Annotated in this window: 19 protein-coding genes; 8 read left to right on the top strand and 11 right to left on the bottom strand. The window is 65.7% G+C overall.

What is annotated here, in order from left to right:
• Positions 1-56: 56 nt before the first annotated feature.
• Positions 57-2,222: a PhoX family phosphatase gene (locus H4V95_RS03630; protein WP_209728815.1), complete on the top strand. Its 2,166-nt coding sequence runs from the start codon at positions 57-59 to the stop codon at positions 2,220-2,222.
• 76 nt (positions 2,223-2,298) lie between these two features.
• The gene (menD, locus tag H4V95_RS03635; protein WP_312883935.1) at positions 2,299-4,047 is read left to right on the top strand and encodes a 2-succinyl-5-enolpyruvyl-6-hydroxy-3-cyclohexene-1-carboxylic-acid synthase; all 1,749 of its coding nucleotides are present in this window, start codon (positions 2,299-2,301) and stop codon (positions 4,045-4,047) included.
• 149 nt (positions 4,048-4,196) lie between these two features.
• Here menD and H4V95_RS03640 read toward each other — a convergent pair whose 3' ends face one another.
• The 5 genes from H4V95_RS03640 to H4V95_RS03660 all read right to left on the bottom strand — a co-directional run bounded on the left by H4V95_RS03640 (position 4,197) and on the right by H4V95_RS03660 (position 9,659).
• Entirely contained in the window at positions 4,197-5,609 is a 1,413-nt protein-coding gene (locus H4V95_RS03640; protein ID WP_245345560.1) for a D-alanyl-D-alanine carboxypeptidase family protein, read from the bottom strand.
• 131 nt (positions 5,610-5,740) lie between these two features.
• Positions 5,741-6,505: an amino acid ABC transporter ATP-binding protein gene (locus tag H4V95_RS03645; protein WP_312883936.1), complete on the bottom strand. Its 765-nt coding sequence runs from the start codon at positions 6,503-6,505 to the stop codon at positions 5,741-5,743.
• Positions 6,502-7,287: an amino acid ABC transporter permease gene (locus H4V95_RS03650; protein ID WP_209728817.1), complete on the bottom strand. Its 786-nt coding sequence runs from the start codon at positions 7,285-7,287 to the stop codon at positions 6,502-6,504. The genes H4V95_RS03645 and H4V95_RS03650 overlap by 4 nt, the downstream gene beginning before the upstream one ends.
• A gap of 93 nt (positions 7,288-7,380) precedes the next feature.
• Positions 7,381-8,175: a transporter substrate-binding domain-containing protein gene (locus H4V95_RS03655; RefSeq protein WP_196865334.1), complete on the bottom strand. Its 795-nt coding sequence runs from the start codon at positions 8,173-8,175 to the stop codon at positions 7,381-7,383.
• Positions 8,176-8,318: 143 nt separating this feature from the next.
• A complete protein-coding gene (locus tag H4V95_RS03660; protein WP_245345562.1) occupies positions 8,319-9,659 on the bottom strand; it encodes an isochorismate synthase MenF in 1,341 nt (446 codons plus the stop codon).
• Between the two features lie 119 nt (positions 9,660-9,778).
• On the opposite strand from H4V95_RS03660, the gene H4V95_RS03665 reads away from it, so the two are divergent.
• The 4 genes from H4V95_RS03665 (at position 9,779) to H4V95_RS03680 (ending at position 14,039) form a co-directional block, all read left to right on the top strand.
• The gene (locus H4V95_RS03665; protein WP_196865333.1) at positions 9,779-10,537 is read left to right on the top strand and encodes a demethylmenaquinone methyltransferase; all 759 of its coding nucleotides are present in this window, start codon (positions 9,779-9,781) and stop codon (positions 10,535-10,537) included.
• On the top strand, positions 10,538-11,854 hold the full coding sequence (locus H4V95_RS03670; RefSeq protein WP_196865332.1) for a geranylgeranyl reductase family protein: 1,317 nt from the start codon (positions 10,538-10,540) through the stop codon (positions 11,852-11,854). It begins immediately after the preceding gene.
• Between the two features lie 9 nt (positions 11,855-11,863).
• Positions 11,864-12,967, top strand: coding sequence for a polyprenyl synthetase family protein (locus H4V95_RS03675; protein ID WP_209728819.1), 1,104 nt, complete (start codon positions 11,864-11,866; stop codon positions 12,965-12,967).
• A gap of 247 nt (positions 12,968-13,214) precedes the next feature.
• Complete coding sequence (locus tag H4V95_RS03680) at positions 13,215-14,039, top strand: DUF559 domain-containing protein (protein WP_209728821.1); 825 nt, start codon at positions 13,215-13,217, stop codon at positions 14,037-14,039.
• Between the two features lie 168 nt (positions 14,040-14,207).
• Here H4V95_RS03680 and H4V95_RS03685 read toward each other — a convergent pair whose 3' ends face one another.
• The 4 genes from H4V95_RS03685 to H4V95_RS03700 form a co-directional block, all read right to left on the bottom strand.
• Positions 14,208-14,678, bottom strand: coding sequence for an HIT family protein (locus H4V95_RS03685; RefSeq protein WP_196865329.1), 471 nt, complete (start codon positions 14,676-14,678; stop codon positions 14,208-14,210).
• Positions 14,675-15,103, bottom strand: coding sequence for a hypothetical protein (locus H4V95_RS03690; RefSeq protein WP_196865328.1), 429 nt, complete (start codon positions 15,101-15,103; stop codon positions 14,675-14,677). Before H4V95_RS03690 ends, H4V95_RS03685 begins: the two co-directional genes overlap by 4 nt.
• 60 nt (positions 15,104-15,163) lie before the next feature.
• Positions 15,164-15,805, bottom strand: coding sequence for a trimeric intracellular cation channel family protein (locus tag H4V95_RS03695; RefSeq protein WP_196865327.1), 642 nt, complete (start codon positions 15,803-15,805; stop codon positions 15,164-15,166).
• Between the two features lie 100 nt (positions 15,806-15,905).
• Positions 15,906-16,538, bottom strand: a complete 633-nt coding sequence (locus H4V95_RS03700) for a putative glycolipid-binding domain-containing protein (RefSeq protein ID WP_196865326.1) — start codon at positions 16,536-16,538, stop codon at positions 15,906-15,908.
• A gap of 54 nt (positions 16,539-16,592) precedes the next feature.
• Between H4V95_RS03700 and H4V95_RS03705 the strand changes: the two genes are divergently transcribed.
• Together H4V95_RS03705 and H4V95_RS03710 are read left to right on the top strand one after the other, a co-directional pair.
• Positions 16,593-17,561, top strand: coding sequence for an alpha/beta hydrolase fold domain-containing protein (locus tag H4V95_RS03705; RefSeq protein WP_209728823.1), 969 nt, complete (start codon positions 16,593-16,595; stop codon positions 17,559-17,561).
• Positions 17,562-18,090: 529 nt separating this feature from the next.
• Positions 18,091-18,456, top strand: coding sequence for a TraR/DksA C4-type zinc finger protein (locus H4V95_RS03710; protein WP_209728825.1), 366 nt, complete (start codon positions 18,091-18,093; stop codon positions 18,454-18,456).
• 62 nt (positions 18,457-18,518) lie between these two features.
• On the opposite strand, the gene H4V95_RS03715 is transcribed toward H4V95_RS03710, so the two are convergent.
• Positions 18,519-19,193 (bottom strand): class F sortase, encoded by a 675-nt coding sequence (locus H4V95_RS03715; RefSeq protein WP_196865323.1) that lies wholly within the window; start codon positions 19,191-19,193, stop codon positions 18,519-18,521.
• Entirely contained in the window at positions 19,166-20,128 is a 963-nt protein-coding gene (locus H4V95_RS03720) for a hypothetical protein (protein WP_196865322.1), read from the bottom strand. Before H4V95_RS03720 ends, H4V95_RS03715 begins: the two co-directional genes overlap by 28 nt.
• Positions 20,129-20,228 lie beyond the last annotated feature (100 nt).

Here is a 20,228-nt window from a genome sequence, read left to right on the forward strand (position 1 = left end):
CCTGGGCGGGACAGGGTAGGAGCGGCTCTCTCCCCTCCGCTGCTGGAAGGCACCCCATGACTGACACGAAAAAGCGTTTCCTGCCCATGCTGGGCCACACCAACGGGAAGCGCAGCCCGGTGACCTGTGCGCTGAAGTGTGACAACGCCTGCGCCTCGGCTGTCTGCAACACCACCGACAACAGCTACTTCCGGGACATTGCCTCGTCCGAATTTTCACGCCGGAACATGCTCGGGGTGGGCGCAGTCGGGGCGTTGGCGCTGATCGTCGGCGGCCAGGCGGGCACCGCACTGCAGGCGCCCGGTCAACCGTTGGCACCTGCCGTCGCGGTCCAGCGGCGCGGCCCACGCAGTAACCTCAAATATTCGCCGATCCGCCCGGTAGACGATTTGGTAGATGACTTCACTGTGCCCCAGGGATTCACCTGGCGGCCGATCATTCGCTGGGGCGACCCACTGTTCCGCAGCTCCCCGGCGTTTGATGTCTTCAACCAGTCCGAAGCCGCGCAGGAGCTCCAGTTCGGTTACAACTGCGACTACACGGAGATCCTTGACCTGCCCGGCAGCAAGGGGAAGCGGGCCGTCATGTTCGTGAACCACGAGTACACCAACGAACCCATCATGGTTCCGCCCAGCATGCCCGCCGCTGAGGTGCGTGGCATCGGCCGCGCAGCGCACGGGCTGACGGTTGTCGAACTGGAACGGCAGAACGCGTCCAAGCCCTGGAAATACGTCCAGGGAGCACCGTTGAACCGTCGCTTCCTGCTGGCTACCCCCTACGAGCTCACCGGTCCCGCCGCCGGATCCGACCTGGTCAAAACCGTCGACGATCCCGCAGGCCGCACCATCCGCGGAACCCTGGGCAACTGTGCGGGCGGTACCACCCCCTGGGGGACCATCCTGTCGGGGGAGGAGAACTTCAATGGCTATTTCGTCAGCCCTGGAACCAGCGCATCAGACCGGCGCTACGGTCTCACCGCGGCGCCGACCGCCCGCGGCTGGGAAATTGACGAACCGCGGCTGGACACCCGCAACGCCGGCTACGGGAACGAAGCCAACCGCTTCGGCTACATCGTTGAGGTGGACCCGTTCGACAAAACCTCGACGCCGAAGAAACACTCAATGCTGGGCCGGTTCAAGCACGAGGGCGCGAACGTTTCAGTGGCCGACGACGGCCGGGTGGTCGCGTACTCCGGCGACGACGAGCGTTTCGACTACCTGTACAAGTTCGTGTCCAAGAACCGGATGGACACGGCAGGCACGCCGGCCGCCCGACGAAGGAACATGACGCTGCTGTCCGAAGGGTCGCTCTATGTGGCCCGGTTTCAGGGCAATTCGACACCCGAGATTGATGGTTCGGGCACCGTGCCCACCGATGGGGCGTTCGACGGCGTCGGCGAATGGCTGCCGCTGATCGTGAACAACAAGTCGGCGGTGCCCGGGATGAGCGCCGCGGAGGTAGCCGTCTATACCCGGCTGGCGGCAGACAAGGTGGGTCCCACCAAGATGGACCGTGCCGAGGATGTGGAACCGAACCCGCTGACCGGCAAGGTGTACGTTGCGTGCACCAACAACACCAACCGCGGGGTCGGAGCCAATGCCGTTGCCGACGAAGCCAATCCCCGGACCGGCAACCGGACCGGGCACGTCATCGAGATCATCGAGCGCGGGGGAGACCAGACTGCAACCCGTTTCACCTGGAACCTGCTCCTGGTCTGCGGCGACCCAGCGAACGACCCCACCGTGTACTTCAGCGGTTTTCCGGCGAACAAGGTGTCGCCCATCTCGTGCCCCGATAACCTGGCGTTCGACTCGGTTGGCAATCTGTGGATCTCCACCGACGGGCAACCCGGCACCATCGGGTATTGCGACGGACTGTTTCAGGTCACGCTTGACGGTGAGGACCGCGGCAAGGTTGAGCAGTTCCTGGCTGTCCCAAGGGACAGCGAAACCTGTGGGCCGATTATCAGGGACAAGGACAAGCATGTGTTCGTTGCCGTCCAGCATCCCGGGGAAAACGGGGTCTGGGGAAACCAGACCTCCCTTTTCCCGGACTATGTCGCAGCGGGCAGCGCACCCCGTCGAGGGGACGCGGCAGTGCCCCGGCCCTCAGTGGTGCAGGTGTTCCCCGGCAATGACAAACCGCGGGGCCGGGGTCGGGGAGACGGGAGGCCGCGCCGGGACCACCACCGGGGCGGTCGGGACGCGAAGGGCCTCTCATAGCAACGCCTCACCGTAGCTTCATGCCATCCCGGTCCGGAAGGCCAGGGCGCCCGCTGGGTTGTGTGAGGATGGAGGCGTGAACCAGCAGCTGAACTCCATCGACGCCGCCCGGCTGGCGGTAGCCTCGCTGACGGCCGCGGGTGTGCGTCACGTCGTTGTCGCGCCCGGGTCGCGCAGCGCACCGATGGCGTACGCGCTCGCCGAGGCGGAAGCGGCCGGTGCCGTCCGGTTGCACGTCAGGATTGATGAACGGGTGGGCGGGTTCACCGCACTTGGCCTCGCCCTGGGATCGCAGGCGCCGGTGGCGGTCCTGACGACGTCGGGCACCGCAGTGGGGGAGCTGCTACCCGCCGTGATGGAGGCCAATCACGCCGCCGTGCCGCTGGTGGTGTTGTCCGCGGACCGCCCCGCGGAGCTCAGGGGGAGCGGGGCCAATCAGACCACCAACCAGATCGACCTCTACGGTGTTCACGTCCGGTGCGCACTCGATGTTCCGGCCGGTACTGATCCCTCCCCGTTCGTGGCCCGGGCCCTCGCCGAGGCTCGGGGCGCGTCCGGGCCGCGGGGGCCGGTCCAGCTGAATCTCGCCTTCCGCGACCCACTGATCCCCGGCCCCGCTGCGGCACTGGATCCTGCTGCGGCTCTCGTTTCTGCTGCACCGGATCCTGCTGCGGCTCTCCTTTCTGCTGCACCGGACCCTGCCGCGGCTTCCCTTTCCGGTGGCGCCGTGCACGACGGCGGTCCGGTGGTGCCAGCCGAACGAGTCCTCCCGCGCCGGACCCAGCCAACCCCGACATCGCAGGCCCGCACCGTGGTGGTTGCCGGACACGGTGCAGGCGAGCTGGCCGCCGTCGTCGCGCAGCACCTGCGCCTCCCGCTCCTCGCCGAGCCCTCCTCGAACGCCCGTTTCGGACCGAACGCCGTCGCCCAGTACCGGCTACTCCTCGAGCATCTGGGGGCTGACATCGAACGGGTGGTCGTCTTCGGGCGCCCCACGCTCTCCCGGCCGGTGGCGGCACTGCTGTCACGGACCGACGTGGCACAGGCCCTCTACCTTCCCGGACCGGTGGCCTGGTTCGAGGAAGGACGACGCCGGGAGGAGATCATCACCACCCTTGATGACCTGCTGCAGTTCGCCGGGACGGGCGAACCCGGCTGGTTGGAACGCTGGCAGGTCGCCGGAACACACGCCGACGCCGCTGTCCGTTCACTGCTCGCGGAGCGCAGGGCCCTGAACGGTCTGCATGTTGCGGATGCTGTCTGGGAACACACCGACGGCAACCTGGTCCTGGGATCCTCCAACCCCATCCGGGACGCCGACCTGATCGCCTCCCCAGGCTGGCACCCGCTCGAGGTGTACGCCAACCGTGGTCTCGCGGGCATCGACGGGACACTGTCGACCGCCGCCGGAGTGGCGCTCGCCACCGGGATCCCGACGCGGCTGCTCGTGGGAGACCTGACGTTCCTGCACGACGCCGGGGGGCTGCTTCTCGGGCCGGGCGAGGAGGAAGCGGACCTGCAGATTGTGGTCCTCAACGACTCAGGGGGAGGAATATTTGGGCTACTCGAACACGGCGCGGAGGAAAACCTGGAACGCCATCGTGGGGTGGTCGAACGGCTCTTCGGAACCCCTCACGCAGCCGATCTCGGCGCGCTGGCCCGCGGCTACTGCGTTCGGCATACCCTCGTCGACTCGGCCCCCGCACTGGAGGCGGCTCTGGAACCTGCCATCGAGGGCCGCTCCATCATCGAAGTCCGGGCGGATCGCGCCGGTCTCCGTGCACTTCACACATCGATCAAGGCGAGCGTTTCCCGGGTCGTCTAGCGGTATCGACCACAGAGGTTGGTGACGGCCTGCTGGCCCTACCCGGCCTACCCAAGGCGCCCGGCCAGCCCTGGCGGCCTGCCGAATAGCCCGGCCGGCCGCCCGAAGACGCCCGGCCGGAGCCTGGATCCTTTTCTGTCGGACCGGAACTACCGGAACAACCGGTAGTCCTGCCAACCGGTGCCAATGGTGAACGAGCTGCCCCACCCGCTGGAGGTGATCGGATAGTGCTTGAGGAGGCCCGAGCTGGTGCGGGCGGTCAGCCCGTAGGAGCCCGGACCCTGGAATCCCGAGACAGCCCGTGTGCTCTCGATGTGCTGCCAGCCGGAACCGATGGTTCTGCGGCTTTCCGGAATGAAGCGGGCCAGACCGTTCGACCGGTAGAGCACGAGCTCGCCGCTGGCACGGGTTCCCAGGACGTCCTGGTTGCCGTCCCGGTCGTAGTCGGCGAGGGTGATCCGCAGGTTCTGCCAACCCGACCCGATCTGCCCACGCGCCTGAGAGGACAGGGCGCCGCCGGTGTTGTTGGCATAGTGCCAGAGCCGTCCCGCACCGTCCTTGGTGACAACCGAGGGATATTTGCTTCCACGCCACCAGGTACCCACGGTGATTTCGTGGTTGGCCCATCCGCTCCCGATCCGGATTGGTGTCTGGAAGCCGCCCCCGCGGAGTCCGCGGTAGAGGGTCAGCCTGCCGTCCTGCCACTGGGCAAGGATGTCCTGGACGCCGTCAGCGTTCCAGTCGGTGGCGAATCCGGCCTTCAGACCACCCCAGCCACTCCCCACCCGGGAGCGTTTGGACAGCCCCCCGGACCAGGTCGGCGGGTAGTTCCACAGCACTCCCGCCGAGTCCACCGCGGTGAGGTCCGTGGAGCTCTTGATCGTTGGGTTGGAACCGTTGAAATAGTGTTCAAGGGTAGGGAAGCCACGGGTCTTCATTTCGGTGGCCAGGGGGCGTCCGACATACCGCAGGTGCCAGGGCTCGTAGGTGTAGCCGGTGGTGGACTGGTAGCCGTCCGGGTAGCGAATGATGAAGCCGTACTTGTACGCATTGGCCGCCACCCACCGACCGCCCGGAGTGTCACCGAAGCAGGATCCCAGTCCACACGAACCGTTGGCGTTCCCGACGTCGACAGCGAGTCCCGTCTGGTGCTCGCTGTGCCCGGGCCGCGCCGAGAGGGAGTCCGCGACCGCCTGGCCGTAGGTCGATACGTAGTAGTTGTAGAGGGCCGCCTGCTCGTCGTAGGAACGATAGGCACTCACCACGCTCAGCGGCGCCCCGGCGTTGCGGGCACCGGCGAAGAGGTTCGTGAGGTTCGCGGAGACGGCGCTGCGCATCACATAGTTGGTGCCCGGGAAGTAGACCAGATCCGGAGCGATGTAGTTCAGCGGGTTCAAGGGCCGGGACTTGGTCACCAGCACGTGATAACTGTTGGCGTCGCCCACCGGAAGGGCCGCGGTCGCAGGCTGGGCTGTGAGCATCCCGCCCAGAAGGGCACAGCAGAGGGCGACGACGCTGATCAGTCGGGCGCGAAGCCTTGCGGGCTGGGTGGGTGAGGGCATGAGGATTCCCGCGGTTGGTTGGTCAGGTGGACTGATCGTCCCACGCGTTCGGGCCTGCCGCTAGGGCCCGGCGCGGGGTTGAGCTACAGCACTGTTGAGCCACAGGACCGTCGAGCTACAGGACCGTCGAGCTACAGGACCTTGGAGAGGAACTCGCGGGTACGTTCGTGCTGCGGGTTGCCGAGGACGTCCTCGGGTTTGCCCTGCTCGACCACCACTCCGCCGTCCATGAACACCACCCGATCCCCCACCTCACGGGCGAACCCCATTTCGTGGGTCACCACCATCATGGTCATGCCGTCCTTGGCAAGCTGCTTCATCACGTCCAGCACGTCACCGACCAACTCGGGATCCAGGGCGCTCGTGGGTTCGTCGAACAGCATCATGTCCGGATCCATCGACAGCGCGCGGGCAATGGCCACCCGCTGCTGCTGACCGCCGGAGAGCTGGGCCGGGAACGCCGTCGCCTTGTCCTCGAGCCCCACCTTGGCGAGGTTGCGGGCCGCGACCTCGCCTGCCTCGGACTTGCTGCGCTTCTTTGCCCGGATCTGCGCCAGGGTAAGGTTGCGGGTCACGTTGAGGTGCGGGAAAAGGTTGAACTGCTGGAACACCATGCCGATGCGGGTGCGTACCTTGTCCAGGTCCGTCTCGTCGTCCGTGATGTCGACGCCCTCCACCATGATGGTGCCGCTGGTGGGTTCCTCCAGCCGGTTCACGCAGCGCAGGAGGGTGGATTTCCCGGAGCCCGACGGCCCGATCACGCAAACCACCTCGCCTCGGTCAACATGGAAATCGATGCCCTTCAGGACCTCGTTGTCGCCGAAATTCTTGTGCAGGTTCCGGACCTCAATGGCAGGCACGCCTGTGCGGAGCGTTGGTTCAGTCACTTCGCTCACCGCCCTCTCTTGTTGTGTCGTTCGAGCTTGGCCACCAGCTGGGTGAGCGGCAGAGTGATGATCAGGTACAGCAGGGCGGCGAGGACCAGCGGGGTCGCGTTGGCGGAAGAGGAGACCATGTCGCGGGCGAACGTGGTCAGTTCGCGGTCGCCCAGGGCCATTCCCGCGATGAACAACAGCGAGGTGTCCTTGATCAGGATCACCAGCTCGTTGGTCAGCGGCGGGGTGATGATCCTGAATGCCTGAGGGAGCACGACGGAGATCATGGTCCAGGAAGGGTGCATTCCCAGCGACCGGGCAGCCTCTACCTGACCCGGCGGGACTGCTTCAATTCCAGCCCTGATGGTTTCGGCAATGTAGGCCGAAGAGACAATGATCAGAGCAATCAGGCCCGCTCCGGCGCTGCCACCGGGCGGCCGCCAACCGAACGCAATCGGTACAGCGAAGGCGAAGCCAAAGATCACCAGCAGTGCTGGTAGCCCGCGGAAGAGCTCAATGTAGGCGGTCGCTGCCCAGCGGTATGGCAACACGGGGGAGAGCTTCATCAGGGCGAGGATCAACCCTAGGAGAAGTCCGCCGACAAAGGCGATGGCCGTATACAGGACGGTGTTCTTCGCCGCCACTGTCAGGATCTCCGGGAAGGCCTGGATGGCTACGTCCACATCGAAGAAATTGCTTCGGATTGCCCCCCAGTCAGCCAGCGAGACGATGACGACGACGGCGAGGATAAAGACTGCGTACAGGGCGCCGCGGGTCAGGCGTCTGCGGGTTGAGCGTTTCACGGGGGCCAATCTCTCTCAGAAGACATACGGCCCGGAACCCGCCATGGCTGCGCAGGATAAGTCCTGCCGTGGCGGGTTCCGGACGAGGGGTTTCTACTCCGAGAAGTAGGTGTTGTAGATCTCGTCGTACTCGCCATTGTCCCGCAACTCGGCGAGCTGCTCGTTGACGGCTGCGAGGAGATCCTCGCTGCCATCCTTCGTGGTGGCGAAACCGTACTGCTCATCGGTCTCGAACTCTGCGGCGATCGTGTAGGTGCCGTCCTCGGTGTGGACGAGGTTCACCGGGAGGTCCTGCAGGATCGCGGCAACGTTGCCGGCCTGAAGCGCCGAGTACAGTTCAGCGTCGCTGGGGAAGGCCACCACCTCGGTGTCCTCGGGGACGTTCTCGCGGGTGTAGGTCTCGCCGGTGGTGCCAGCCTGCACCCCGACGGACTCGCCGGCCAGATCGTCGATTGAGGCAACGTCGGAATCGACAGGGACCAGCAGCGACTGCAGGGAGTCGTAGTACGGCTCCGTGAATGCTAGATTCTCCGAGCGCTCCTCGGTGATGGTGATGGCGCTCGCGCCGATGTCGCACTGGCCGGCTGCAAGTACCGCACCGCTGGCGAGGCCGTCGAAGCCAACGTCGACCACCTCGAGCTCAAGGTCCATGCCGGTGGCGATGGCCCGCATCAGGTCCATGTCGAAGCCGACGTACTCGCCGTCTTCCTCATATTCGAAGGGTGCGAAAGGGATGTCCGAGCACACGGTGAGGGCACCCTCGGCGACCAGGCCGAGACCCGATTCCTCGGCGGCTGGCTCGTCGGAGCCACCGCAGGCGCTGAGCGCGAGCGCGCCGATGGCCGCGATGGCGAGGGTCTTGGGAACGGTTGAGCGCTTGGCAAACATACAGCTACCTCTTTTGTGGACGGGGAAAACTTCGTTTCACAGTGTAGTCGTATCGAGATGTGCATCACAGGCTACAGCTATTGCGTATAGGTAACCATCAGGTTTCGCGCCCGCGCGGAGTGTGATGTAGGAGGAAGCTCTCGTTAGCGGCGAATCCCCAAAGCCTCGATCATGGGCCGGAACTTGCTCCAGGATTCCGCCAGCTCGGCGGCGGCATTCGAGGCCGCAACGATCCCGCACCCCGCGTACATCCGCACCCGGGTGGGGCTTTCGATCACAGCTCCCCGTAACGCGATTCCCCATTCCCCGTTGCCGCGGGCGTCCATCCAGCCGACGGGTCCGGCATAGGGTCCGCGCTCCAGGTGTTCCAGTTCGCGGATCAGGGCGCCTGCCACCGTGGTGGGAGTGCCGCAGACGGCGGCAGTGGGGTGCAGCGCGCCGACCAGGGCCAACGACGTCGGCACGCTTCCATCAGCCCCGGGTTCCAACTGAGCTGTGACATCGGAGGCCAGGTGCCAGACATTCGGCAGTTCCAACACGAAGGGCTCACTATGCGAGGTCATCGAGCTGGTGAACGGTTCAAGCTGCTGGGTCAGCGAGTCGATAGCGATCTGGTGCTCATGGAGTTGTTTCTCCGAGCCGGCCAGGACCCGCTGTGCGTAGTCCGGGTCGTCCGCGGGAGCGTTGTTGCGGTCCAGCGTGCCTGCCAGGACCCGGGCGCGCGCCGTCGACTTCTCCACCTTGATCAGCATTTCCGGCGTCGAGCCAATCAGCCCGTCCACCGAATAGGTCCAGCAATCGGAATACCTGACAGCCAACTCGCGCAGCACCTGGGCCGTGGCCACCGGGGATCCCAGTTCGGCCACCACGTCGCGGGCGAGCACCAGCTTGCTCAGCTCTCCGGACCTGATGTGCTCGATCCCCCGCTCCACCGCGGTCATCCACTGCTCTTCGGAGAGGATCCCCGAGGTGAGCCTGTCTCCAGCGTTGGGTACCCGTTCGACAGCTGTCTCGTCGAGATACCCGGCCAGTGCAGCCTCGGCTGCGGCCCCGCTCAGCTCCGCGTCGGCGTCGTCGGTGATGTAGGTGAGCCAGCTATGGCCGTCTCGGCAACCGACCACGATCCGCGGAACGATCAGCCGGGACGGGTGCCCGGAGGTCTTCGAGAACGCGAATGAGCCGAAGGCCACCAGCCCGGAGCCGGGAACACTGAGCGGATTGACGACGTCGGCGGCCGCCAACTCGGTCCGCCACCATTCCTGGGCGTCGGCGAACCGGTCTGGTCCCGTCGCGGTAAATCGGGTGGTCTCGCCAAAGGCAACCAGTCCGTCGCCGCGGCGGACCCAGGTATGAACGTCGTTGCGCGCCACGTAGTCGAGGAGTCCGGTGCTGTCGTCGAGCTGTCCCCGCTCGATCGTAATACTGCGGAGGCCGTGCGCTGATGTCAGCGGCGGCGCGACCGCGATGGGGGACGGGGTGCTCATGATTTCCAAGCCTACTCTTGCCTTCGGAGCGGGTGTGTCAGGGGCACTGCAGGCGCCGATGGCAGCCGGTCGGTGAACGATCGATTAGGGACCTGTCAATTGTTTGAGACAATGGAGGGGTGAACCGTGCATCACTGGAAAAGCGTCCCGAAGAAGTAGCAGCCATGTTTGACGACGTGGCGCCCAAATACGACGTGGTCAACGACGTCCTGTCCCTTGGGCAGACCCACCGCTGGCGGCGCATTGTGGTGGAGGCAGTGGGTGCCGTGAAGGGCCAGCGGGTCCTCGACCTCGCGGCAGGCACCGGCACATCCAGCGAGCCGTTCGCCGACAACGGCGTGTACGTGGTGGCGTGTGATTTCTCGCTCGGCATGCTGCGGGTGGGGAAGCGCCGCCGCCCGGACATCGACTTCATTGCCGGCGACGCCACCGACCTTCCATTCGCCGATGACTCCTTCGACGCGACAACCATCTCCTTCGGCTTGCGCAATGTGCACCGCCCGCAGTTGGCGCTCGCCGAGATGCTCCGGGTCACCAAACCAGGCGGCAAACTGGTCATTGCCGAGTTCTCCCAGCCGACCGTCCCGCTGTGGCGCACCATGTACACGGAGTACCTGATGCGGGCCCTCCCCGCCATCGCCACCAAGGTCAGCTCGAACCCCACCGCCTACGTGTACCTTGCCGAGTCCATCAGGGCCTGGCCCGACCAGGATGCTCTAGCCGGGTGGCTCGCCGACGCCGGCTGGGAAAGCGTGGCCTACCGCAACCTGAACGGCGGTATCGTGGCCATCCACCGGGCCACCAAGCCACTGGGCTCTCCAGCGACAACACCGGTCAAGGCGCGTGCTGGCCGCCGCAGCGCACGGCCCGCCAACTAGATGTCGGTACTGATAGTCGGGGCTGGCCCCGCGGGATCGACAGCTGCCTATTACCTGGCCCGTGCCGGGGTGGACGTGACCGTCGTCGAAAAATCGGTCTTCCCCCGGGAAAAAGTCTGCGGCGACGGGTTCACCCCCCGCGCGGTGCGGGAGATTCAGTTGCTCGGGCTACCCCACGAGGAAACGGCAGGATGGCGCCGCAACGTCGGCCTGCGGCTCCGGGCTGGCGGGCGAACGGTCGAGGTGCCCTGGCCAGAGCTCACCGACTTTCCCGACTACGGCCTGGTCCGCACCCGGCTCGGATTCGATGAGGAACTTGCCGAGCACGCCCGCGCCGCCGGAGCGGTCATCCTTGAAGGCCACTCAGTCACCTCCGCAATCCGGGACGACGCCGGACGGGTGAAGGGCGTCGTCGTCAATATCCTTGACGCAGCCGGTCGGAAAACGGGTGAGACCCGGCAGTTCCACGCCGACACCGTCCTGGCAGCCGACGGCAATTCGACCCGGACCGCCGTCAGCCTGGGCCTGGCGAAGCGCGATGACCGCCCGCTCGGCGTCGCGGTGCGCACCTACTTCACGTCCCCGCGTCACGAGGACCCGTGGATGGAAGGGTGGCTTGAGTTGCCCGATGCCTCCGGCCGTCCGCTCCCCGGTTATGGCTGGGTGTTCGGCGTGGGGGATGGGACCTCCAACGTGGGCCTGGGGATTCTCAACTCGTCGGCCGAGTTCGGGAAGATCGACTACAAGCAGGTCCTGAAGGATTGGACTGCCGGGATGCCCCCGGAGTGGGGTTTTGTGCCCGAGCAGCAGGTGGGCGAGATCCGTGGCGCCGCCCTGCCGATGGGGTTTAACAGGACACCCCACTACAGTCCCGGAATGCTGCTGCTCGGCGACGCCGGCGGAATGGTCTCCCCGTTCAACGGGGAAGGTATCTCCTACGCAATGGAGTCGGCACGCTACGCTGCCGAGTTCATCATCAACGCCGAACAGGTCCGGTCGCCGCTGGGCCGCGACCAGGTGCTGGCCGGTTATGCACCGCACCTTCGGGGACTGTGGGGCAGCCACTTCACGCTAGGTACCATTTTCGCGCAGCTTATCGGTAAGCCAGCGATCCTGCGCCTGGCGCTGCGGACCGGCATGCCCATTCCGGTGCTGATGCGCTTCGTGGTGCGCATGCTCGCCAACCTGACCGACACCGGTGGCAAGGGTTTCGAGGACCGCGTCATTCACTTGCTGGAGCAGCTGGTACCCGCCGTCAGCAACCAATCCCATCCACGCACCCGGACCCATGCCAGCTCCGCGCGCTCTACTGGTTAGTCTTAGACAGTGACAGAATCTGCGAACCCCGGCTGGACCAGCGCTGGGCACCCGCGCTCCGACGGCGCCGAGCTCGATACTGCCATCGGAGCCATTGCCACCGGTCTGAAGCTTCCCCCTGGGTTCGCCCTGATTGCCGATGATCCCGATCTGGGTCCTGCCGTCTCCTCCTGCCTCGCCGAGGTGGAGAAGCAACTGCGAGAAGCCATCTCCAGTTCCGACCCACTGGCAGACGCCACCAGCCGCCACCTTGTCGAAGCGGGCGGCAAACGGATCCGGCCGCTGCTCACGATCCTCGCCGCGCACCTGGGCGACTCGAGCCGCCCCGAGGTGGTGCAGGCCGCCGTCGTCGTCGAGCTCACCCACCTGGCCACGCTCTATCATGACGACGTCATGGACTCTGCGCCCTACCGCCGCGGCGCCCCGACAGCGCACGAGGTGTGGGGGAACTCGGTGGCCATCCTGACCGGTGACCTGATTTTCGCCCGTGCCTCAATCCTGGTGTCGGAGCTGGGTGGTCAGGCGCTCGGTATCCAGGCGCGGACCTTCGAGCGGCTCTGCCTGGGACAGCTGCACGAGACGGTGGGCCCCCGCGACGACGAGGACCCCGTGGAGCACTACCTCTCGGTCATCGCGGACAAGACCGGATCGCTAGTGGCTGCATCCGGGCAGTTGGGTGCGTTGTTCGGTGACGCACCCCAGGCGGCGATCGACGTGATGCTTGCCTACGGTGAGCGGGTCGGAGTGGCCTTCCAATTGGCCGACGACGTCATCGACGTCACCGGCGTCAAGGTCACCTCGGGCAAATCGCCCGGCACCGATTTGCGCGAAGGCGTGGCAACCTTGCCTGTCCTCCTGATCCGTCAGGCTGCCGCGCGGGGGGACGCCTCGGCCGTAGCGGTGCTGGATCTGGTGGATGGGGACCTCACCTCGGACGAGGCGCTCGCCACGGCCGTCGCCGCGGTCAGCGGCCACCCGGCCACCCAGGAGGCCTGGGCGGTAGCGCACCAGTGGGCTGACGACGCCGTCGCCGCCCTTGAGCCCCTGCCCGAGAGCACCGTCAAGCAGGCGCTGACCGCGTTTGCCCAGGCAGTAGTCACCCGGGACGTCTAGTCCCAACAGGTTCCCGTCTCAGCCTTTCGCTGGTGTGCACGTCTCCCCAGGTTCTCCGCCGCAAGGTTCCCTTAGACGGCGTGTTGCCCGTCGCCACGGGGTTGAATGCCCAGCACCCGGGGAAACCTGCACGGCTTCCGCCCGGCTTTACCTCCACAGGCCTATCCCGCGGCCGTTTGTCGCTGCGCCTGCCCACATAGGGCCGCACCGAAGACCGGAACGGGCCAGGATCGGCTGCACTGGCCAGATGGATGCCATCACCACCCTCAGGGGTCTGGGGTCGGTCGCCCGCTGCTGCGAGGTGTTGAAACGAGGTCCGACCCGCCGCCAGATTGATCGCCACGTGGCACGCGGTGAGATACTCCGACTCCGTACGGGGGTGATTTCACTGCCCGACGCGCGTCCCGACTATGTGGCCGCCGTCCTCAACAACGGTCGCCTGACTTGTGTTTCAGCAGCCGCGACGTACGACCTGTGGACGGTAACGCCAGCAAACTCCCTGCATCTGAGTTGCCTGCATGGGCATGGCGCCGGCTACACCAACCATCGGGAACGCACCGTCCCTCCCCATCCGCGGTTGCCGCTGGTGGGACTGGTGGATGTGCTGGTCCACGCGCTGAGATGTCTTCCGCCACTTGAAGCCGCCGTCATGGTCGAGTGTGCGCTCCGTCGGGGTGACACGATTCGTAGCTTTCTGCTGGATCGGTTACCCGGGGAACGGAATGCCCCCGCCCGCGCGGCGGTGGGTCTGGTGACGTGCGCCGCCGAGTCTCCCTTGGAGGTGGTGGCACGGGTCCTGTTCATCAACGCAGGATTCCACGTTGAGACTCAGGTGCCACTGGCCGGCGTCGGGAGGGTTGACTTCCTGCTTGAGGGCTTTCTGGTGGTCGAGGTGGATGGTGCCGCCTTTCACTCCGACCGGCGTGCCCTCCGTCGGGATCTCCGGCGAAACAATGGGGCCATTGTCGGCGGGTACCTGGTGCTGCGCTACAGCTATGAGGACATCATGTTCCATCCAGAGGAAGTGCTCCGGGAGATCCGACAGGTCCTTTCCGGCCGCGTCATCCGCTGACCGGGTGCAACTCTCCCCAGGTTCCACGCCCCAACTCCCACGTCATCGGGGTGGCGCGCGCCGACACGCGGTGTGACGCCCACAACCTGGGGAAACCTGCACGGCTTCCGCCCGGCTTTACCTCCACAGCCACGGGTCAGCCCGCGAGGCCAGACCCCGCAGGCCGGGTTACAGGACGGCGCGGAGTTCGTCGGCCTTCCGCGCCCGGACCGCGGGGTCCACGACGGGGCGCTTCGGGGTGAAGTAGAAGCCGTCGTTGTGCCAGCGGGGGAGGACATGCTGGTGGTAGTGCCAGACGTGCTGGCTGCCTGCAGGTTCGTTGTGTTGGCGGGTGGAGATACCGTCCGGGGACCAGGCCCGTTTGATGGCGACGGCCATGTCACGGGTGACGGTCATGATGCGGGCGGCGACGTCGTCGGGCAGTTCGTACAACAACTCGAAGTGCGCGCGCGGGGTCACCAGCACATGGCCGGGGTGCGGTTCGAATCCGTGGGAGGCAATGAAGGCCAGCACCAGATCGTCCGAGTAGATCAGATCGCCTGGCCGGCACAGGTTCTTGGGGGCACCGAAATCCCCGGCAGCAAAGTCGCAGAACGGGCACTGGTAACCGTCAGGCGCGTGCCGCACCCACTCGGTCACTGCTCGTCCGTGTCTTCCTCGAACACCCACTCGAACATGTCGAGGACGTACTCGCTGAACGTGCCCTCTTCGCTCTTCCATGTTCCGCGGGCATTGTTGCGACGCCAGATAATGGGGTCCGGGACATCCAGCTGGTCCACGCGGATTCCCCAGGTGTACTTTTCCTCTTCATCCTCGAGGAAAAGGAGGTGGCCGTCTTCGATGGTCAGCTCGTCGGGATCCCAGAAGAAGTGGTAGGCCTCCATGATGTCCTCGACGGCGCCAACAGCGAGGTAGAAGTCGCGCAGGGCAAGTGGGAGGTCGAAGTCCTGGTCCTCCATGAGGTCCTGGAGCTCTTCCTTCGACAGTCCATCCTCCGCCGACCACTGGTCGTCGAAGTACGCCGGGACAAGCGCACGGAATTTGTCCAGGAATAGCTCAGTCACTTGGAACTCCAGGGGTGGGGGTGGGGGATACTTCCATCCTAGCCCCCGCCGCCGGGTCGGCTACGCAGTGCCTGAACGCTTCCAGCCGAGCACCGCGAGGGGTGCACGCCAGCTGAAGCGCCAGGCGAGGACCCGTAGCGCGAACACCAGCGTCGCGACGACGGCTCCGGTCACCACGTTGAACCCTCCAGTGCCTACCAGCAGGGTGGTCAGCCCGGCGCCCAGCATCGCGGGTAGGGCGTAGATGTCCCGTGGGTCAAACAGTTGGGGTATCTCATTCGCGACGACGTCGCGGAGTAATCCGCCGCCGACGGCGGTGGTCACCCCGAGCAGGATCCCCGCCACCGGGTGCAACCCGAACTCCAGCGCCTTGACCGTGCCGGTGATGCAGAACAGCCCCAGGCCGGCGGCGTCAAAGACCACCAGTAGGTTGCTGACCCGTTCCACCCCGGAGAACAGGAAATACACCAGGAGGGTGGCGAGCACGGGGGGAATCAGGTAGGCGGGATTCGAGAATGCCGCGGGGACCGTGTCGATGATGAGGTCCCGTGCCACACCACCGCCCAGTCCGGCGAGCGAGGCCAACAGCAGGGACCCCACCAGGTCGAACCCCTTCCGAGCTGCCAGCAGGGAGCCGGAAACGGCGAAGAAAAAGACCCCCAACAGGTCGATCATCAGGGCAACGTCTACCGCGTTGGTCATGGATTCCTCGCCGTCCGGGTTGCACGTGGTTGGTCTGCGCCAGATGCATTACCGGCCTGCACGAGTTTACCCAGTGCGGGCTACCGCAGGCGGCCGGGCGCTAGCCGATCCGTCGGGCGAGTCCGGGATAGTCGAGCACGACGCCGTCGTCGTCAACAGTGAGTTCAGCCGTAAAGCCGCCGTTGCCCGAACTGAACAACACCATGGCAGGACTATCCTCACGTGCCGATCGCACCTGGCTGTACACCTGACGGCTGGGGATCACGCGCAGGCTGGGGACCTCAACCCAGGCCATGGTCAGCTCGGTTTCATCGACCGGGGCAGCGTCCCCCGTCAGGAGGTCCAGACGCAGGATCGGCATCGTATTGGTGACCGGGCACAGGCCCAGATCGCAATCCAATGCGCCAGCCAAGGCGTCAGGATCAGCGATCCCGGGCTCGGGAAGGGAGGAATCCCCGGAACTCTGGGCAACGCAGGACCATTCACCCGCTTCGGTCCGGTCCAGCTCAAGGTGGCGGCTCCACCCCTGCCCATGGACCGTCACGGTGAGCCGCTGGGTGACCCAGCCCGACGTCGTCCCGAGTGCCCAGCTGATCGCGTAGTCGGCAGTCCTGGAGGTGCCGTGCGCGGTGAGGCGGTCGGTTTCAAGGTTGATCGTTGCCGTGTCGATCCGGGAGGGATCGTCCTCGCCCTGCCAGCTGTGCTGGAGGCTGGTGTGTGCTGGGTTTGCCATCCTCTCACCTTAGGCAGCGGCGCCCGCCTCCGCTAGGCCCCTAGAGTTAAGCCCATGACCCCGACCAACCGGACCACCCCCGATCGTCCGAGCATGCCCCTGCGATTCGCCAGCGCCGCTTTGCGCCTGACGCCCACCAAGGGGCACTACAACTCGGTCGACTGGATGCGGGGACAGTATTTGCAGCGCACCTATCCCAGCCCCGCGTCGCTGACCCGGGCACTGCGCCGGCTGTGCAGCGTCGAGGACTACCTTCTCGACGGCGTGCGCACAGTGACGCTGCGGCCGCGGTCCGGCGGCTCGGGACGGCACATCATCTACACCCACGGCGGCACATACATTAACGAACTGACCACTCCCCACTGGTGGATCATCGCAGCGCTGATCAGGTCCACCGGTGCCACGGTGACGGTGCCGCTGTACCGGCTGGCACCTGAGCACACGTTCGCTGAGGCCTACTGCTATCTCACCGCCGTCTACGAACGGGTGCTCGAAACCACCGCCTCCGACGACGTCTGCCTGGCGGGCGATTCGGCGGGCGCTGGATTGGCGGTGGGCCAGGCCCTGCACTTCGCCGCTGTGGATCTGCCGCGACCCGGCCAGCTGGTACTGTTCTCCCCGTGGCTGGACGTCACAGGTACCAACCCGGATATTCCGCAGTACGATCGGGTGGACCCGATGCTGGGGGTGCCGGGTGCTGTCGAGGCTGGCAGGTGGTGGGCAGGAGAAGCGGATCCGCGGCACCCATCAGTCAGCCCGGTCTTCGCCCCTCCCACCGCGCTGGCCGAGCTACCGCCGACTTCCATCTATCAGGGCACCCGGGATATCTGCATGGCGGATGCACTCGCTTTTCAAAGAAAAATGATCGATGCCGGAGGCGACGTGGTGCTGCACCGTTTTGCCGGGGCATTCCACGTGTTTGTCGGCTTGCCGTGGCTCCGCGAATCGCGCGCGGTGTTCGCTGATATTGCCGAGACAATGCAGGCGAAAAGATCGCTGGGAGAAGAAAAGCCCCAACCGTAGACGCAACAGCCCTGGAGGATTACGATTGGTGTACTGCCCCAGACCCCGGCACCGTGTTGATTATGTGCATTCCGCGGAAGCAAATTGGTTGGGGTATTTCTCTGTCCCCGGACCTGATGTTTCTTTGCCAGGCGGAGGGTTCCTGCTGAGCCGATTACGGCGCTCCATTTGCTGGCAGCAGGGCGGATCCTCAGCATCGTCGGATCTGGGTAAGTAGATGAAATATGAAGTCTGAGACGGTCGAACGACTCTTAGAGGGAGAACATATGGCAGCTAAACCGCGGTCGGTAGTCGATGAGGTACATCGGCGCTGATGGCAACCTGACAACTTGCGCTGTCAGCCGGTTCGGTCATTTCCCCCAGCCACCGAACCGGCTGGCAGCGCACCTATCTGTAAACGGCTTCAGCCATATCCCGGGCGGGCTTCTCACAACCCATCCCGCGCCGGTCAGAAGGTCGAGGGTCGGTCCACGAATCTGACGGTGGTGTCGTCCAGGGTGGGGTAGGGGAAGAGCCGTAGCATGGCTGGATGGCAACAGAGGATGGGCTGCAGCGGTATCGTCCGCTGCTCCTCGAGGAATTGCAGCGTGCACGTGCCAGCTCGGCGGCGCTTGCCGCGGAGAGCCGCTCGGTGAGCGCCGCCCGGGACAATTCGAACGTCGACGACGAACACGATCCTGAGGGAACCACTATCGTATCCGAACTGTCCCAGATGTCGGTGCTCTCGCGGGCCGCCACCGCCCGCGCCGCCGAAATCCAGGCGGCATTGGAAAGGCTCGACATCGGCACCTACGGTCGGTGCGCGGTCTGCGGGGATCCCATTGCCGTGGGGAGGCTCGACGCCCGGCCATGGACCGCGTTCTGTATTGGGCACGCGTCGTCGAGCGCTCGTTGATGAAGCGGCCCTGACTCTCGCGGTCGCCGGCGGGGCAAGGTGCGTTTCACCCCGTGCTCCTGCTACTCCTCGGGGGTAGCAGTGATCACCACGTTCTTACCCCAGATGTCCTCGGTGTAGCAGCTGATCACCACCAGGCGGTTGGGCACGATGTCCCAGATCTCGCTGTCCTTGAGCGTGTCCTTGTCGAGGGTGGTGATCGAATCGATGACGTAGTCAAGGACACCGGTCTCGGTGGTCAGCTGAATGGAGTCACCCACCTCCGCGTCGGTGCTGAGCCGGTTGAAGGGAGCGTCCTTGCCTTCCCAACTGTGTCCGGTGAGGTAGGTGGTGTCCTCGGAGCCGCTGCCCGGAGACCCGAACGAAGTCAACCAGTAGGCGTCCTCGGTCAGGGGCGGAACTATTGACTGGGAGGCGAAATCCTCAGACGACGGCGTGAGCGGAAGGATCGACTGGTCGATTCCGGCCGCTTCAACCGTCAACCACCCCGGCGGGGATGCCGCGGGGGTGGCATCTGAGGCGGGTGGAGTGACAATCGGTTCGGGGGCAGCAGGCTGAGCCGGAGCGTAGGCGACTGCCACCGCCTGCCGCTCGAACGTGGCTGGCGCCGAAGATGCTGCACCAGCCACCGAGGAAACGGTAACGATCAGTGCGGCCGACAGCGCCAGTCCCGTCCAGCGGGCAGCGCGACGCCGTCGGCCGGTCACCGTTATGCCCGTGTGGATCGGCGCAGCCATACTGCGGCACCCGACAGGAGCAGCAACGCTCCTGTCGCCAGTCCGCCGATCGCCAGTGCCCCACCGTCGGTCGCCGATGTTTCAGCTGCTGCGGTCTGGACGTTCAGACCCCGCCCGGCCGCTGGGGCGGCGGTACCGGGTGCGGCGGGGGTGCTGGGCACGATATTGACGACGGGCACTTCAATTTCCTGTCCCGTCCCGGCACCGGTCGCGGCGCAGGCGGCAATCGCGGCGTTGACCAGTACCTGGACCTCCTCGACGCTGGTGCCCGGGCCGCCCAGGGCTGAGAGCACGCCCTCGATCACTTCGATGGCAGCAAAGTAATTGTTCTCCGCGGTAAGCACAGCCTCGGTGTACAGAGCGTTGTCGAGGGCCGTCTGAGCGTCCATCAGGGCGGCGTCGGCTGCATCAAAAGCGGCGGGAGCGGCGTCGCGCTCTGCCTGCCGTGCGGAGAGAGCTGCGGTAGCGTCGGCCTGGGCGATCAGGGCCGCCGCGAGTTCCGCTTCGGCTGCCAGACGAGCATCGTCGTCCCCGTCCGCCACCGCGGCGAGCGCCAGCTCGGCAGCGATCACCCGATCGTCTGCGAGGATCTTGATGGTCTGAGCGGCATCCAGTGCCACCTGGGTGGCTTCGATCGCGACGATGGCGGATTCGTAGGCCTCGATTGCCACCTCGTAGGCCGCGTATTCCTCGGCGGCGGCAGCGTCGGCGGCCATCCATGCCTCGTCGAGAGCAAGCGAAGCCGCTTCCACCGCGGTGAGCGCGGCCTTCAGCTCGTATGCCAGGGCGATATCCACCGACGCGGAGTCCAGGACGCCCGCGAGGGCTACCTGCGCGGTGACGCACGACTCAGAGTTCGGCGCCGCCGCAGCGGGAGTTGCGGTGATGAACGCTGAGCCGGCGATAAGCGCGGCACAGGAGCTAAAAGTCAGCAAGCGATTACGGTGTGTCATGAGAGCATGTCTTTTCCCCGAAATGGGCCCTCAAGTCCCCCTTGAGCGGCATCCGCCGGATGCGCGTCGCTGGGTGCGGTTT

Source organism: Arthrobacter sp. CAN_C5 (assembly GCF_017875735.1).
In the GTDB taxonomy this organism is placed as follows: Bacteria; Actinomycetota; Actinomycetes; order Actinomycetales; family Micrococcaceae; genus Arthrobacter_D.